The 17,051-nt window shown below is 42.2% G+C and carries 16 protein-coding genes; all 16 read right to left on the reverse strand.

What is annotated here, in order from left to right; genetic code table 11:
- Nucleotides 1–17: 17 nt before the first annotated feature.
- The gene (locus tag ACTNBF_RS07355) at nt 18–431 is read right to left on the reverse strand and encodes a phage holin family protein (protein WP_441088952.1); all 414 of its coding nucleotides are present in this window, start codon (nt 429–431) and stop codon (nt 18–20) included.
- Between the two features lie 164 nt (nt 432–595).
- Nucleotides 596–1,303 (reverse strand): hypothetical protein, encoded by a 708-nt coding sequence (locus ACTNBF_RS07360; RefSeq protein ID WP_441088953.1) that lies wholly within the window; start codon nt 1,301–1,303, stop codon nt 596–598.
- A 332-nt stretch (nt 1,304–1,635) separates the two neighbouring features.
- Nucleotides 1,636–2,190, reverse strand: coding sequence for a serine acetyltransferase (locus tag ACTNBF_RS07365; RefSeq protein ID WP_441088954.1), 555 nt, complete (start codon nt 2,188–2,190; stop codon nt 1,636–1,638).
- Nucleotides 2,191–2,662: 472 nt separating this feature from the next.
- A complete protein-coding gene (locus ACTNBF_RS07370; protein WP_441088955.1) occupies nt 2,663–3,628 on the reverse strand; it encodes an acyltransferase in 966 nt (321 codons plus the stop codon).
- 262 nt (nt 3,629–3,890) lie between these two features.
- Entirely contained in the window at nt 3,891–6,779 is a 2,889-nt protein-coding gene (locus ACTNBF_RS07375; RefSeq protein ID WP_441088956.1) for a CotH kinase family protein, read from the reverse strand.
- 8 nt (nt 6,780–6,787) lie between these two features.
- Nucleotides 6,788–7,288 carry a hypothetical protein gene (locus ACTNBF_RS07380; RefSeq protein WP_441088957.1) on the reverse strand — a complete coding sequence of 167 codons (501 nt, stop codon included), beginning with the start codon at nt 7,286–7,288 and terminating at the stop codon, nt 6,788–6,790.
- Nucleotides 7,289–7,305: 17 nt separating this feature from the next.
- A complete protein-coding gene (locus tag ACTNBF_RS07385; protein ID WP_441088958.1) occupies nt 7,306–9,885 on the reverse strand; it encodes a phage tail spike protein in 2,580 nt (859 codons plus the stop codon).
- Nucleotides 9,886–11,403, reverse strand: coding sequence for a distal tail protein Dit (locus tag ACTNBF_RS07390; RefSeq protein ID WP_441088959.1), 1,518 nt, complete (start codon nt 11,401–11,403; stop codon nt 9,886–9,888).
- Nucleotides 11,396–14,380, reverse strand: coding sequence for a tape measure protein (locus ACTNBF_RS07395; protein ID WP_441088960.1), 2,985 nt, complete (start codon nt 14,378–14,380; stop codon nt 11,396–11,398). The genes ACTNBF_RS07390 and ACTNBF_RS07395 overlap by 8 nt, the downstream gene beginning before the upstream one ends.
- Before the next feature lies 1 nt (nt 14,381).
- Nucleotides 14,382–14,624 carry a hypothetical protein gene (locus ACTNBF_RS07400; protein WP_441088961.1) on the reverse strand — a complete coding sequence of 81 codons (243 nt, stop codon included), beginning with the start codon at nt 14,622–14,624 and terminating at the stop codon, nt 14,382–14,384.
- 104 nt (nt 14,625–14,728) lie between these two features.
- A complete protein-coding gene (locus ACTNBF_RS07405) occupies nt 14,729–15,139 on the reverse strand; it encodes a tail assembly chaperone (RefSeq protein WP_441088962.1) in 411 nt (136 codons plus the stop codon).
- Nucleotides 15,140–15,153: 14 nt separating this feature from the next.
- Entirely contained in the window at nt 15,154–15,660 is a 507-nt protein-coding gene (locus ACTNBF_RS07410; protein WP_441088963.1) for a phage major tail protein, TP901-1 family, read from the reverse strand.
- Between the two features lie 9 nt (nt 15,661–15,669).
- Nucleotides 15,670–16,059, reverse strand: coding sequence for a hypothetical protein (locus tag ACTNBF_RS07415; protein ID WP_441088964.1), 390 nt, complete (start codon nt 16,057–16,059; stop codon nt 15,670–15,672).
- A gap of 9 nt (nt 16,060–16,068) precedes the next feature.
- On the reverse strand, nt 16,069–16,416 hold the full coding sequence (locus ACTNBF_RS07420; RefSeq protein ID WP_441088965.1) for an HK97-gp10 family putative phage morphogenesis protein: 348 nt from the start codon (nt 16,414–16,416) through the stop codon (nt 16,069–16,071).
- Nucleotides 16,403–16,711: a hypothetical protein gene (locus ACTNBF_RS07425; RefSeq protein WP_441088966.1), complete on the reverse strand. Its 309-nt coding sequence runs from the start codon at nt 16,709–16,711 to the stop codon at nt 16,403–16,405. The genes ACTNBF_RS07420 and ACTNBF_RS07425 overlap by 14 nt, the downstream gene beginning before the upstream one ends.
- A complete protein-coding gene (locus tag ACTNBF_RS07430) occupies nt 16,708–17,049 on the reverse strand; it encodes a phage head-tail connector protein (protein ID WP_441088967.1) in 342 nt (113 codons plus the stop codon). The genes ACTNBF_RS07425 and ACTNBF_RS07430 overlap by 4 nt, the downstream gene beginning before the upstream one ends.
- Nucleotides 17,050–17,051 lie beyond the last annotated feature (2 nt).

The raw sequence follows: 17,051 nt of genomic DNA on the forward strand, positions 1-17,051 counted from the left end.
AAATAAAGAGGACGATGTTACTCGCCCTCTGAATCCTTCTCCCTTAACTGCAACAATACGTCACGCAGCTTATCCGGTATCGGAACAAAAATAGCCGCATTTTCTAATAGACTAATCGCTTCGTTTGAAATATAGAACATAATCACACATTCCCTGAGTGGTATCGTACCGCCAATCAGCTGCTGAATCACGAAAGCAACTGCAATCACAATAAACATTACAATCTTTTTCAACAGCCCCTTGAATCCAATCTCGGAAGATAACTGTTTTAGATATACCGCTTTAATGAGTCCCGTTATATAGTCCACTACTGCAAGAAATACGATTGTTTTTAGCAGCACGTCCCATCCTCCAAGCCAGTACGAGAAGAATCCTCCAACGAACCCGAATACAATACTAAACCAATTGAATAACTTATCCATCTTCTTCATATACCTCACTCTCTTTCTATAATTTTCTGCATAAAAATAAGACCTCTACGGTCTCGCTCTGGTTTCTCTCATATGTCACCTGCTTTCTGACACAGAAAAACCGCAGGCAACTGACCTACGGTAATTTTCTGTTTCTATATTTTATTTATATATTAATACCACAACTATTTAGCGTCATTTTTAACTGTCATTGAATTTATATCCATAACTTTCTCTTTTTCTTTAGAATAAGATAATATTCTGTTTATATATAATCCGCCAAAATAAAGTGTTAAAACTTCGATAGCAACAAATACGCCACAGTATAAACGAGAAACTGGAACTATGTCATGGTTGCATATCATGAATATGCCAATTATGATGGGACATATAATAAGCAACCCTAACATGAGATAATAATAAACATAATTAGTTTTCTTAATAAAAGGTTCATTCCGCGTCTCGTTAAAAAGGTAATGGTCGAATCCGTTTTTTGAAGTATCTTTACAGTAGGCAAAAATACTTTCTTCAAGCATAAATATATAATGTGCTTCTTTGATAAACCGCGTAGTTAGATCTAACCATATTAAGCCAAAAAGACTACACACCCCAGGTAATATAACAGTAACAAGAAAAGCAATAGTATTCCTGGATTCTGGAAGTACACTAGAATCGTGAAGATATTGATTAAAATTATTTATCGTCACTCCATCAAATTTTTGTATTGTTTCATATAGGATATTAAATTGTGATAAGATAATTCCTAACAATACTCCTAAAAAAGCAAGCCAAATACTTACAATAGTAAATTCAAAAGAATATAAAGTTCGCTCTTCTTCTTTGAGAGTCTGATATTCCTTTAACATGATTTCTATTTTTGTACTATCATCCATTTGCTATCATCTCCTTTAAATGAATTATACCATAAATTAACCAATCATCAACATCCATCACATTATTCAACTTCTTTCCACAAACTCTCTGTTCCTGTCGCTCCAGGCTCCCATACATTGTTATCCACCAAAGATTCCCATGTTTTACCGTTATGCATCACCTTATCCCATCCACCATTCAACATTCAATCGCCAAAATCGCTAGTTTACATTGTGCAGATAAAAAGAGCCGTTCCTTTCGGATTTACGGCTCTTATCTACTTAATTAAAGTCTGCTTTAACGCATATCTTTGTTAAGTAATGTAATTCAGATTCTCGGTGGCAATGCTAATTTATTCTTCTGTGTAAACTTTCCATATATAATTTTTTGTTGGGTTGTCTTTCGGTATTATTCTACATGGACATCCAATAACAATGCTGTTAGAAGGTACATTCACATTAACCATCGTATTTGGAGCTATAAGAACATTATCTCCGACGGTTATTCCTCCGATTACAGTAGAATTAAGACCGATATACACATTATTCCCAATTACAGGCGCACCACTCATTGAAATTCCAACAGTTGAACCTTTTAGCATGCTAACATTTTCCCCTATAACAGCTTTCTGATGTACTGTTATATTATAAGGGTGCGTTATGCAAAATCCCTTACCTATATTCGTACACGACTTTATCTCCAGACCATATTTCCGAGACATTCTGTATAATACAAAATCGAAAAATATGCGAGCAATCTTAGTCTTGCTTGTTTTTGCATATCTTAATGCGATTACAAAACGTAATCTGTGTTGAAAAACTAAGTCCTTTAGGAAATGTAACAATACAAATTCTGTATCATCTGTAGTTCTGTAATAATCCGGGTACCATACACATTTTTCAAACATATACTCACCTCCAAATTGATAATGCTAATATACCATTTTGGAGTGGTTATATCAATCAACTTTACATAAACATTTATGAATACATCTGATCAAGAGCAGTATTAAGGCTTTCAACCTCACTTGCCGTCAACGCCTTACTTAATACCTTGCGCTGAATTTTCATCACCATTAAGGAAGTAGACCATTAAATCTTCTGTCCATTCGCAAGCATATACATGCCGCTGAGACACATCTACACTACCCCAGTTGGAAGACACTCTAATTGATTCGTGTGGGATGTCTGATAATACGGGCAATTGCGGAAGAACCTGATGTAGTGCATACTGTACGGTCGGTATCTACAATAAGTATCAAAACCCTTCGATTGTGGACTACTTACACAAATACAGATTCTACCGATATTGTGTATTAAGTAATATCACACCGCCCTTCGAAAGTTGACTACCTTGTCAGTTTAATTTTACCTCACATTTTAGACAAAACCAATCCACTTACTAATCTTATCTCCAAATATTTTTATGAATGCAGAAATAAAAATCAATTCAATAGATAAAATCAAAATGATTGGAATGGGGAATCGTGCTGGAATTAACAAATAGATTGTTTTCTCTAGAAGTCTCATTAAAAAAATGTGACTCAAGTATATACCAAAAGAATAATTCCCCAAAGTAATTCCAAGACTAAAAAATATATTTCTCTTTATCGCTCGTTTGTTTGCAATCCACATACACATCAGTGTAACCACAGCTAACGAGGTTAACATAGATGATAACTTAATCTGAGTTGTTGCCATATTTCCATTTTCGTCTAAAATAAACCATGCAAACGACTCGATATATTGGAGTATAAGAGTACTAATCCAAATCAATACCGCACCTTTTATAGATATCCGTTGCAACTGAATTCTATTATTTCGTATGCACATACCAAAATAAAAGAAAATAAACCATACGAAAAACATATTAGCATTCCAAGGCCACGGGAGCGGCTTAAAATATTGAATTAAAATTGCAATCGGAGAAATCAAAAACAACAATTTCCAATATTTTGATTTCATAGCCTTTATGATTAAAGGAACGAGTAAAGTTAATTGGATATATACTAGAATATAATAGTAAATACCACAACATTGTCCTGTCAGATATTTCCACGGAAATACTACATAGTCACCATAGTATATTGTATATATTATTGACCATATAGTATAAGGAATCAGAACTCTTAAAATCCTCTTTTTGTAAAATTCTCGCATATCCGTTATTTTTTCAATTGTTAATAATCCAGATAGAAACAAAAATGCTGCAACACAAAAATTTAACAATGGTCTTAGAATTACGCCATAGTATCCGCCTAAACAATTATGGATACATACGACTGCAACTATTGCTATTCCTCTGCAAAATTGAATTTTTTTACTCATATTTTCATCCGTTTTCAAAATAGTTGTCCTCCATATATACTATTATCCAATAATTGTACCACAAACCTGATGATATACAAGACCATATCTCTCTTTAATAGCAGTGACCACACCGCCATCAACCGTTACCTTTGTTTCACCGGAATTGCTTCAAACAATAGCATCGTGGTGTCTGTAGGGATCACGGTCGCTGCCTAAAGTCTGCTTTAGTCAACATTCTACCGAGTCTTTTGGTTTGTCGTTTTCTTTTATTAGTTCAACACCGCCCTTCGAACGTTAATTAAATGTATCTCACACTATCGACCATGAATGATACATCAAATTCAACAACAACATTTTCGATATTGTTTGCGCCATTTACCAGTACGAACAAGCAACCATAATCTACATCAGCGTTAACTGTTGCAGACACAGATTTTTCATCTGTACCAGTATAATTCGCAATACCAAAGCTACCAGACGTTGTTGTATTTGATTTCTTGAAGTTCGTAGACACAATAATACCACTATCGTTCACTATGTTACTAATGGTATATACACCAGTTTGACCTGCGCTCAGACTAAACCACTTATCATGACTTAAACTTGTAGATGTAAAATCAGTGTTGGATTCAACGTCTGAAATATTAAAAAATACCTGTGCATTACCATTGTGTCTTGTACATTTGACATGATTTCCATTTGTAATCTCGACGGTTGCAATATCGTTGCTATACGTTCCATTCTCCAAAGGATATAATGCTGATTTTTCAACATCTTCAACGCCAGTTGCATTGATAACAATATCCCCCGTGACTTCTGAAATAGTCAGAACACCATCAACACAATTTGCAGAAATATCTGTACCACCCATTGTCACACTTATATCACCCAATATGCATCCATCACTTGCAGTTAATATTTCACTATGGGAACTTCCTTCATTAACGGTTGTCGCATTACTAGAAGAAACACATTTCGTTAAATTTCTTGTAATTGTGTACACCACAATCACTGGCACATCAACTGTCACTTCGCAAGTCGCAGAATAATTACCGGCAGTTGCTGTGATTGTGGCAGAACCGCTTGAAATAGGTGTAACCACACCGTCCACTACTGTAACGACGTTGGTATCAGAGGATTCCCAAACAACCATATCCGTGCTTTCAGATGGTTCAACAGTTGCGGTAAGTGTTTGCGCAACAGCTTCCGTAAACGTCAATGCAGATTGGTTGAGTGTAATTCCAGTTGCAGGAATCGAAACAAGTAACGGAATCTGTGTGTCACAGTATGCCATTCGAGTAACAATAATCTCTCGCAATTTTTGGAGTGTATTTGTAGTCCTTGATGGAATATTAGTAAATGCTCCACCACCCGTAGTGTTTGCATAATCTTCTTCATATAAATCAGAAGGAATCGTATCCATAAATCGTTCAAACTCATTGATGATATTTGCATCACTTAAAATATCATTTCTTAATTCTTCGTATCTAGCCTTGATCTCATTAGGAAATAATGTAACAAGTCTTTCATAAAGAAGATTAGATTGCCCAACTTCTTTTTCGGCACTATATCCACTTGGACATGGTGTTTCATAGTCATAAAATGTCGAACCATCCCAATACAAAGCCCACGTTGTATCCATATCATAGATGTTAGCCAAGAATCTCTGTGCATCGTAAGTGAACATAGTCTGACTCTTTGCAAGACCGCCATACATTAAAATACAGTAAATATAAATATAATAATCAATTAAACTTGATAAATAAAAATGATTCTCTATGTTTGCAACAAATTCTTCATCAGTAGAGTTCATGACAAACGAATAAGCATTTTGGAATGCTGTCTTTACTGCATCTGGCACAGTGTCATTTAATTCGTCTGTCCAATCCGAACCATTAATGTTCGGAAGTACTCTCCATACAGTAACACGACTATTAGCATCTGCAATCAATGCGGAATGTGTACCTGTCTCATCATCCATATTGAACATAGAACTGTCTTTTCGGATATTCCAAGTATATAAGCCTTGATAAACTCCATTGATATACACTTTAATTGGAAATCCATCAACTGCTCCGCTGTTGGCTGATTCCTTGTACTCTGTTGGATAGCTTTCATAATCTGAACGGCTCTTTGCTATTTGATTCCAAAGTCTACCACCAACAACATTTCTTGCGTGTGTATGGTCAATCCAGTTTGCTTTTAAGCAATATTTATGTGTATTGCTCCAATTTCTAAAAGTACATTTTAATTTCTGTGTTCGTGCATCATCACTAAACATTTTAAGATTAAAATTCTTTTTTGCATATTTTGCACTAGAATCCCCTTGCACTTTTAATGTTACATAGCTTTTAATGGTCTTTGTCTTTGAGCGATATTCCATTGTAAGTGGAAGTTCATCTTCTGCTTTTGATGTTGGTGCTGTTCCCACAAAAAATACTTTTGGAATATCATCATCCATAGGTTCTACAACGACAATTCCACTAGATTCTTCTATCTTCTTAACTCTGCCAGTCAAGGCGGTATTCTCCTCAGAAAGTTGACTAATATCTTCCGTATTTTTCTGGATCTGCTCTGCTTGTTCAGTCGTCGCTCCAGCCTGCACCGGATTGGATTTCATGTACGTTCCGACTGCTTCCGCAATCTTTTCATCCGATACACCACCGCCCGGATCAGTTGCTTCAAATCCCGTAGGCCTTCCGTCCTCGTCCACCTCACTGACGGCAATAACCTGTCCCGCTTTCGCAGGTACCGGAATGCCTACCTTGTCCTCGGCAATCTCATTGACTGTTTTTAAGATTTCTGCGAATGTATCATCTCCACCGCTTACGTATCCTTCCGGTTTCGACCTCGTACTAACCTTTGCCCGAATCTTATATTCCGTATTGCCGGACGTCTCATCGGTAAGATAGATATACGCGAAGAAGTAATAGCTGTCACCATACGAGGATTCATTTTCAACCATCGAGTCCGGGATTGGCACATTGGTAACACCGTCTTTCGTAACTCCAATTCTTCTAGCAGCTTCTCCGCCGTGCTCGTCCAATGAAAAGTGTATTTCTACCGCGGTCGGAAGGTTCAGCCCTTGAATCCTCAGAATCTGCCCGTAGTCCCACTGCCAGATATCCTTAACTTCCGCAGTTCTGGAGCCTTCCTTGAAGCGCGCTATATTAATCTTGTTTTCCATATCATCACCTACTCATAACATCTAATTTCCGTAACATCTGACCGCATACTGTACGTTTCATCCTCGCCGTACGCCCGCACCCTCACTGTCGGGTGCACGTCTTCTGTATCCATGCAGGACGGATAGAAATCACTGCCCTCTGACAGAATCAGATAATTTGTCGTAACCTCTTTTGTCCTCGTCCCCGATGCATCTGTAATCTCTACCTTATAGGATGTTGCGCCTTCCACGGATTCCCACGATATAATGAGCTTATTTTTGTACGGATAGAAATATCGGCAGTGCCAGCATGTCGCATTGATAATTGCTGGCTTATCAAGAATCATCTTTTCAATCTGCTTCTGTGCTGCATTGTTCACCGCTTCTTTTACTTCATCTGACAGCTCCGCTTTGACTTCCGGAATCTCCGGCATGTCTACCTCATACCGCGGTGTGAATCCTGCCCGCGCGGTCATGGAGCAGGCGGATAATAAGGCTAATACAAGTGCTAAGATTAATTTGTTTTTCATGATAGATCTCCTTTCTATTAGATCAGTGCCAATAACTTCTTCAGATTTTCAAAGCTCAGCACCAGTTCTTCCGACGTGGTAGAACCCTGCTTTGTTTCAGTCATTTTGAGTCCTTCGTATGATATCGTAATGTTCTGCGACAGTCCGGATTCCCAGTCTCCCTCCTGCGTGGCTCTCGTATACTTTGTTGTATCAATCGTCATGACTCCGCTTTCGATATGCATTTTCCCAGTATACCGCAGATACGGCGATACATCATCGTTAAATTCGCTTTCGTAGATAGCCCCGCTGAATAGATAGCCGCGGAAGGTTTCCGCTTCAATGTTTGTTGCCGAGAACTTATACATTTCCCACTCCGTACCATTCCACCGGTATGTCGCTCCCTGCACCAGCCCTGCAGTAGTTCCGGTATTCTTCCAGAGCATACCGATATATTTGTCGGATGGTTCATCCGCTGACTCTACGATTCCAGTCGGGTCACCCTCGATTTTCTTCCAGGTGTAATCCTCAAATACCGTGCTCGGCGTCGGATTATCACTTACCATCTGTCCCATCCATGCACCCGGATAGGATCCTAATTTCGATTCGGGCTCTCCAAACATAGGGAAAACACTGTTTTTTTCAAACAGTTCGCTCCAGGATCCGTATTTGGTAACGTAAGGCGATGATCCTGACATATATAGCCTAACTTGGTATGTATCATCCGGGACTTTATATTGCTGAATTGATAAGCTTCCGTCTACCGTGTCAATTCCTACCGAATTTCCATCCGCTCCGTATTTAGTTATCCCCATTGCGATAAAAGGGTGTCCAGATGTGATCTGATATGTGTCTCCCGGAACAACCGGTATTAGCTTTTTCATACAAATCCGGTTGTAATTTCTGCTTGCTGTCATTTCATCCGGTGCCTCGGTATCGATCGTAGTGTCGGATGAATAATATCCTTTTACCCAGTCTTCCCGTTTTCTCGATGCGAGATTTCCCTTTCCGGTAAAGGTTTCGCCATCATCACTGTATTTAATGTGCGTATACGATGATATCCCATCCGCCCCCTTTAGTGGCTCTGTGGTCTTTTCTCCTTCCGCGTCCGTGATGGTGAGTGATGTATCATCATTGACTACCACGGTTGGGCTCACCCCATCGTTTCCGTTGATGCCGTCGCTCACATCCGTCACAGTAACCTCGTAGAATCCTTTTACATTCCCGGCGAAATCCTTCGCGTCGAATCGGTACAGTGCTTTCCCGTCCACATCTGCAGCATTGACTGTGATGCTTTCTCCGGTCGCTAAATCCGCGCCGTCTTTGCTCCACACGATTTCAAATTTGTCCGTTACGTCTGTCACGCCGTCGCGAACAGAAGCTGTCAGTGTGGTAGATCCGGTATTATTTTTAAATGTCGTTCCGTTATCAGTCGAAATCATACAGGTGTATGTCTTATTCTGCTCAATAAGGGCGTTCATTTTTGCCACCAGATCTAAGTCCAGCTGAGACTGCAGTTCATGGAAATTGTCAAACGTTGTTTTGTTTCTGGTCAGATCGGTAAAGCTCCGGATCTGCTCTGTAACCCTCGCTTCCAGATACAATTCCGGGTTATATTCATCATCCTCAATCTGCACCGTATCGCCGATATCGGTATCAAAATACCCGGATACCTCGTACTCAACCTGCGGAACGCAGTTTTTCTTGAGTTCCGCCAGAGCATTGCCATATAGGACGTTCACGTTGTCCGTATCGTATTCGTAGATCTTCGCAATGTACCGGTCTTTTGCGGACCACAGGTTAGATGGAAACCGGTCTCTCGCTTGTGGGGCGAGAATGTTGTTACTTCCGGATTCCGTGTAGTATTCAAGGTTCCCATCCGCATCGTATTCCGTTTTGTCCAGATCCGTGATCGTAAGCCCATCCCTGCCAAACGGCCGGATCGCCGTATACAGTCCCGTGATATCTGATGTCTTTGTGATTCCGGTCACGTTTTTTCCGTATCGCAAAGTAATGTCATTCCGGTTCACGCCGATGCCTTGGATCGTGTCACTGTGCTCTTTATAGACATCCATCACGATCGCTTTAAGGGAGTAGTTATCGTTTAGCTGTGAGGCAAATTCCACCTCAGCACTAAACACCGTGGCCAGCGAAAACAGTCTGGCCAACAGTGTGCTGGATCCTTCCCACTCATACTTGATCGACTTATCGGATACCTCATTATTTCCAAGCGTGATCACTTTTTCCGCGTCAAATATACTTAAGTACTCCGCGAACGTCTTCGCTTCCGTAGCAGCATATTTCTCTTTTTCTTCATTTAAAAGTTCGAATGATAAAGAGTACGCCGTCACTTCCACTTCCAGTTCATCACGCCGGACGCTCATGATATTCAGATAGTATTCTTTTCCGCGGTACAAAAAAGAGAGCTTATTGCCCTCTACTAAATACTGCGCATCCTCATGCTTTGCGCCGGCGCAAAAGGTCAGCGTGTTGGCAGCGCCTTTCAGGTACTCATGCAGCTCATCATCGTAATAGTGCAAGGCTTTCGGCGCACCGTTATCCATAAATGCCAGGACGTTATCGTAAGCGTCCAGGACCGCAATCCTCACTCTTTCCATCTACAGATACGCCTCCCTTATTCGAACGGTAACATCGGGTACCGGGTTGCAAAAATCGGAGAAATAGAACTGGATTTTTGATTCCCCTGGCGGAACGTGGAAATGTTTGCTTCCTTTCACCTCGTCTCCCAGTGCCGGCACGCCGTTTACATACATTTTCGTAGTCTCTCCATCAATTGTAATCACATCGCCTTCTGCGTACCGGTTCGGGATGTCCACTCGGTACTGCACATTGTCTTTCCGGAATGACATCTTTCCAAATGCCATGTTGCTGACCGGATTCACATTGTTTGCGTACTGGCCAATAAAGATCGTGACCGTAAGTCCTTTCTTTTCAGCCGCCTCCGGTACCCGGAACGGATATGTTTTTCCACCAAATACAAACTCAAACAGTTCGCCGCTTTTGTTGATCGAAATCAGGCCATTCTTGCTGCTTGTTGCAGAATCTGCATTCGGCTCGTACCGGATCCGTTTTTTCTCGGCAGCCTGCACCTGGAAAATCGCGCTGCACATGCTGTCACTTTCGGATGATTTGACGATATGGATTGATGCAAGATGTTCTCCGTTTTCATCACCGATGACAAATTCCAACAGCCCGACCTCTGTAGCTTTTGACGTCTGGAACCAAATACTGGCTTCCGCCTTGAAATTGACTGCGCCAGAATTTCCGGAAGAGTCTGCCGGCAGTGTCACCTGTCTTGCGGCTCCGTGCCAGCTGGATCCGCTTCCAGGCGTCTGCAGTCTGAGCCATCCATCCTCATAGCCCGCGAAACTACCTCCCATCGGAAATGTATCATTGCTGGCCAGAATTCCCTTACCTTCCGTCATTGCGCTGTAATCGGAAGGCTTAGTGTATTTCAGCAGTACTTCTGATTTCTCTCTGGCTTCATCGTCTGCCTCGTCAACTGATCCGTACTGCAGGATGCCATACTCGCTTACGATGCCGATGAAACCATTTTCGTGATTGTGTGTGATATCATAGCTTACTGGGACGGATTCCGTACCGGAATTAGTAATCGTTGCTTCCATGACTCCGGATGCACTTTCTGACGCCTGGAAGGTTTTTTCGGTTGTGGAGTGCTTATATGGATCCGAGCAATACATTTCAAATGTGCTGACTATCTTATTTCTTCCATCCGGGACATCCCCGGTATCTGAAAATGTACCATAAAAGCACTTGTCCGGTTCGTCATCAAAGATCAGCTGCGCCTCTTCTGCATTAAGTGCTTTATTCAGCAGATTAAATGCTTCCCTGAACTCTCCACACGTGTCTACATTGATCTGATACTTAATAGTCAGAATTCGTGTCGGGCGCCTTCTCTGGAGATACTGTTCGCCATCTATGCCGGATATTGATAATGTAGAAATCTCAGATTCCAGCAACTCTCTCCCAGATACGCTCAATGTTCTGTATCCGGGAACGATATTCTCCAAATACTCTCCATTAATCGTGAATGCTTCCGACCCGAAGTATTCTAATGTCTCTTTTGTCTTGATTGTATCTCTAAAACTATACATCTTTAATTCCTTTCAGCATATTCTTAAACTTATCTTCCTTTTCCAATTCATCCTGCGTATAGGTGGCGGATGCTTTTGCAATTTCACGGCCTTCAAGTTCAACCGGAACGATAATCGTATATTTGGCTTCCTGATAATATGTGTAATCGTCCGAAAGCTCCATATTTCCATATCCACCTGCTACTGCAAGTTTCTGTCGCTTCATCACCTTGCTTGGCACAGATACCAGCTTTTCTGAGGCTCTCCACGCTTCTTTGACCTTTGAAAGTATGCCACCAACATATCCTCCGCCCCAGTATCCCCCAAGTCCTTCAGCAACCTTTGATGGACTGTTGATTTTTGCCTTTGCCCGAATGGCCGCCTCTGCCGCTATAGCAAGCTGAGCGGCTACGCTTCGCACCGCTCCGAGCTGACTTCTCATTCCATTTGCAAGCCCTTGTCCAATGTAGACACCACAGGAATAAGCTCTGTTACTGGTTGAATTGAATACAGAAATAATAGTATTTGTGGAACTTTTTGCGGTTCCGATTACAGCCGTCATTCCCGTTCCAAGTCCGGAATTGAATGCACTTCCTACTTTTCCGCCAGAACTTTTTGCCTTGCTTGATGCTCCGTCAAATGCGCTGATCATCGAATTCATTGATGATTTCGCCTTGTTTCCGATAGCATCCAGCCCTTCATTCACAATCGACATTGAACTCTTCATGCTTGATAACGATTTTTGAGCCGTCTTTGCATTTTTGGAAATAGACTTCATGCTTGAATTTACTAATTTCAGAGATGCATAAAGCACCAGCATGCCTGCACTCGTAACAACAATTCCGGCAGAAAATGCCAACAATCCCACCGTTGCCACCACAAGTCCCGCTCCAAGTGCAACGCATCCGATTCCGGCAAGCGCAGCTCCTGCAGCAAATACTGTCATTCCAGCACCAAGGGCTACTATTGCTACGGCTCCTTGCAATCCATATTCTGTGACAGTAGGCAATACTGCCGCCACAACATACAATGCTGCAGAAGCTAAAACCGCTCCTGCACCTACCATCAAGATTGCGGCTCCAAATGCAACAAATCCCACTGTTCCAGCAGTAAGCAGCGGTCCCAACACCGCAGCTCCTGCCGCCAGAAGTGCAACTGCAGCAACCATTCCTACCATGACACCAATCGCCAATGGACCAGCATTTGCGAGATTAATCGCCGCACTCGTCATGAGAGCCATACCCGCGCCAGCAAGCAATACAGCTGCGCCAAACGATGCAAATCCGGCAGCTCCTGCCGTAAGCGTTGGAGCGACTGATTTCGCTACGTACATGAGCGCTCCGACTGCGGCAACCATTCCTACCATAGTAGCGATAGCAGCCGGACCCGCGCTTGCAAGCTGTATCGCGGAATACGATAGCAAAGCAAATCCGGCGCTGATCAGCAGTATACTTGCTCCAACTGCCATCATTGCAGTTGATATAGCAGATAATTTTTTTGTTCCCCCAGACATAGATGAAAGCATTTTCAACATTCCAACGCTCAGAGCAGACACCACTCCTACCAATCCAACGAGAACACCGATAGCCACTGGACCGGCGCTTGCGACTGCGACAGCAGACTGCGCAAGTAAATAGAATCCAGCACTAATCGTCAAAACACCGACGCCAAGCATCATAAATGATTTAGCAGAAGCCAACATTTTATTAGAGCTTCTGCCGCTTGATTTACCAACTGCATCTTGCCCTTTAGATACTCCGAAAAGTCCAGGAACCAATTTACTAATGCCAAGCTTGGCGAGACCTCCGATCGCACCGGTAAACATTCCAACGAACGGAGCTACGGCTTTCACAATTTTGAATCCTTTGTATGCGACATAAAGTTTAGGTAGAGTAGTTAACACCTTTGCGATAACCTCTGAATGCTCCTCGCAGAATCCTGCAAACGACTTTAGTGCATCTGTAGCGACACCGAGAACATCCGAAAAGCTACTCACGCTCTCGGCTGATCCAAACGAATCTGTAAGTTCTCCTACGTGTCCTATAATTGCACTGGCAGCATCGCCGAACGCATTTTTAACCTCGATGAAATCTGTTTTAAACACCGTCCAGTATGGCGAAATCTTATCAATAGCCGCCGGCACTTTAACTGCAAGCCAATCGAATCCAGATCCTATTTTTTCATTCATTCCATTGATTGCATCAATAACAGAACTCTTTGCGAAGGAGTCATACAGGTTCATCATTCCGCTAGCCACTGTTGCTTCCAGATTTCCCATTGCTCCTTCAAACGTTGTGACTGAAGTAGCTGCCTCTTTTGCCATTTCGGTCATACCGATATTATTCATAGCTTCCGCCAGAAGATCTGCTGTAAGAGCTCCATCTTCCATCGCTTTCTTAAAGTCTTTACCGATTTTAGGATTAAGCTTTATAAGCTCTTTTCGAAGCCCTCCAGCGAGCTGAGGACTGGCATTTAAAATCTGATTCCAATCCTGAGCATGGAGCGCTCCTGCCGCCATCGCCTGTGAAAATGCAAGAGCAACACTGGAGTATTCCTGCGCCCCGCCGCCAAATACGGCAACTGCATTTCCGACCGCTTCCGTAAGCTTATCCGCATCCTTGATTCCGTTTGCAGATAGAGCCCCGAACGTGCTCATAACGTCCTGAAGACTAAATACCGTCTTATCAGCGTATGTTTTTAATGTTCCTGTCGCACCCGCGATTCGCTGGATCTCCTTTTCCTCATATCCGCTAAATCGCATAGCCGCCTGCAGCTTGTACATAGAATCTGATGTTTCAATCGTCTCTTTTGACAGACTTGACATCTCTCCCATGACCGTCTGAACTGCAGACTGCCCGATTGCCATCATTGCTCCGAACCCGATTCCGCTCGTCAATGTGTCCTTCAGATTATTGGTGTACCCAAGGGCGCTTTTCATTGTTGATGCAAAATTCTTATCGACTGCGGATAATACCGCCCTAACGGAAAAATCGCCCATGTTATGCGCCCTCCTTCCTTAATAATTTTCCGATTCCGGAAAAACGTTCTTTCTTTTGAGCATTTTTTTCTTTCACCTTTTTCAGTTCTGACTCATAATCAAAGAACTTATCAAAACTACTGAAAGCAGGCTTCTGCTTATGCTTTCCGACTTTCTTCTTTGCCTGTGCTGCGAAATTAAGGAAAGCCTGCCAGTGCGCATGGTAATTGTCATCAACCATTTTCAACTGGTAGGCTTCCATCATAAGCTCATATTCTGGAATTGTAAGTCGGTCTACCTCAGCAATGCTTTTGAATCCTAAATACCGGAAACAGTCTACGGCAACATCATGATAGAATTCTTCGATCGTTACATCATCGATTCCATCCTCATTTTTTCCATTGTTTCCCGCTTCGCTTTCTCCTTCTCGATAGCGTTCAGTGCATCCAGTGTCGCATTCTTCGTAGCATTTGCTTTCTTTAAGAAACCCAGCGTTTTCTCAAATACCTCGTCAATATCTGTATTTTCGTCATTAATAAAGGCATCCAGTCCATCCATAGTGATTCTCGGATCGCAGCCCTTATTTGCCATGAACAAAACCTCCACCAGTGCTTCGACATCATAATCGTTCAAACGACCAACCGTGTATCTGAGCCCCACGTTCTGTTTCATATCTTTCATGCCGTCGACAGGAACCGTAACTGTTTTGTTGATCTCCCTGAGGAATCCCATTCCGAAATTGAACTTCACCATCTGACCATTCATTTCTAATTCATACATCTTTTATTTCCTCCTTACGCTCCCGTTTTCTTCGTATCCTTAAATACATATTCTGCAATCGCCTGCTGTTCATCTGTCACTGTTGCATATCCGTCAGCGCCTTTTCCTTCAATTCCAAAGTCTATAGATGCCTCGGCATGGTCCTCTGAATTTGAAGAAAGCTCAAAATTGGTCACGTATCCAAGAAAATACTTTGCTGCAAACTTTCCTGAATTCGTATCTGTTCCTGGCTTATCCAGATTCACCTCCCAGATCTCCATCTTTTCGCCGTCATCAATTGCCTTCTCAATCTTTGCAATCATTTCATCATTTTCGCTTGCAAAAATAGCCGCTGCACTAATTTCTGTTTCCAGTTCGCCAGGAACGCGAATGGACCCATCCTTTGTGTCTACTGTATCTGAATCTCTTGACTTTGATCGGCTGTTTTCTGTTGTGAATGCAATCGCAGTTGCATCACTGGTTGCTGCTTCGCTCAAAAGCCTGTACAGATAAATAATTCGTTTACCTTTAATTGCTCCCATATCGTCCTCCTATAAAATATCAAATACTAAATTTACCATGCCCCTCCATACCGGTGGGGTTACCGTCCTATCCTGATTGATCTGTATGCCGGAATCATTAACCCTGAGAGAAACCTTGAATCCATAAGCGTCCTTCATATTTATTGTTTCAAAGAACAGATCATTACATATCTCAGATACTTTCTTACGGTTCATTTCTGTATCCCAAATATTCAAATTGATAGATACCTGGGATAAAGCACCGGACTTCGTTCCGGTATATTTCGTCTGCAAATCACCAAAGTCCGCAAACGGATACCCAACATCGTTTGCAGGCCTGCTCTCATATACCTTTTTATCCAGCCTCCCTGATAGGAACTTCCATATCACATCATGTATCGCCTGTTCTGCAGTTCTCATGACTTCCTCCTACTTTACCAGCTTTTTCATATCTGCTTGGAACTTTGCTTCCTGTTCGTCAAGCGCAGGCTTTACAAACGGCTGCGCATCCATAAATCTGGTGCCGTATTCCAGATACGGCGAATACTCTGTTGTTGGACCCGATTCTGCCGTCATTCCTCCGTCAGTTATCTCTAAATCAACGCTCCTCTTTGTCGTACCGGTCTGGTATCCCTTCTTGAAGTCTGCATTATCCTGTATTTTCTGCTGTAGCCCCATACCATTCGTGCGTACAACCTTTTTAACATCATTCAGGGTTGCATTCTTTCGCAGCTGTTTTTCCAGTTTATCTAATCCAACAATCTTAATTTCCGCCATTTTCCGTCACCACAAAGCTGCATCTATCAGTCGGATAACGATCCGTATCGACTGTATATGCTTTTCCTTCCATTTCGATATAATCGTACGGCCGGTCGAATGCTCTTTGCAGACGAACGACATAGCGGTTCGGTTTAACATCGCCGAACACAGCTTGCTGCCTCTCGCTATTCATGTGTGTTACATTAGCATACTTCTTTTCCCGGATGCTCTTTTCCTCGTTCCATACCCCATTGTCCGGATCATATTCCTTCCACCCGCTCTTAACAAAGATAATCGGTGTGTTGTATCTCATATAAACCTCAGCACTCCTCTTTTCTTTCCTTCGCGCCTTGCAATCCATTCCTTAATGTCAGAATCGTATGCATCGATGTCATTAGCATCGTCAAAGGAAATACTTTCTCCTTCCTGGCTGTAACTTGACATTCCTTCATTTCCGAGCCGGTTAAATCTTGCAACGGAAACCTCGCACACAATATATTCCAGTTCAGGCGGCACCTCTTCAATGTCAGACGGCAGGCGAAGAAGCACCTGCCGTTTTGCATGTTCTATTATCAGATCTATCTTGTCATCCAATCCGGATTCTCTGGAATCCACATCGATCAACAGTTTTACATCTTCAAATATTGACATTT

Source organism: Bariatricus sp. HCP28S3_A4 (assembly GCF_052066395.1).
GTDB lineage: Bacteria > Bacillota > Clostridia > Lachnospirales > Lachnospiraceae > Allocoprococcus.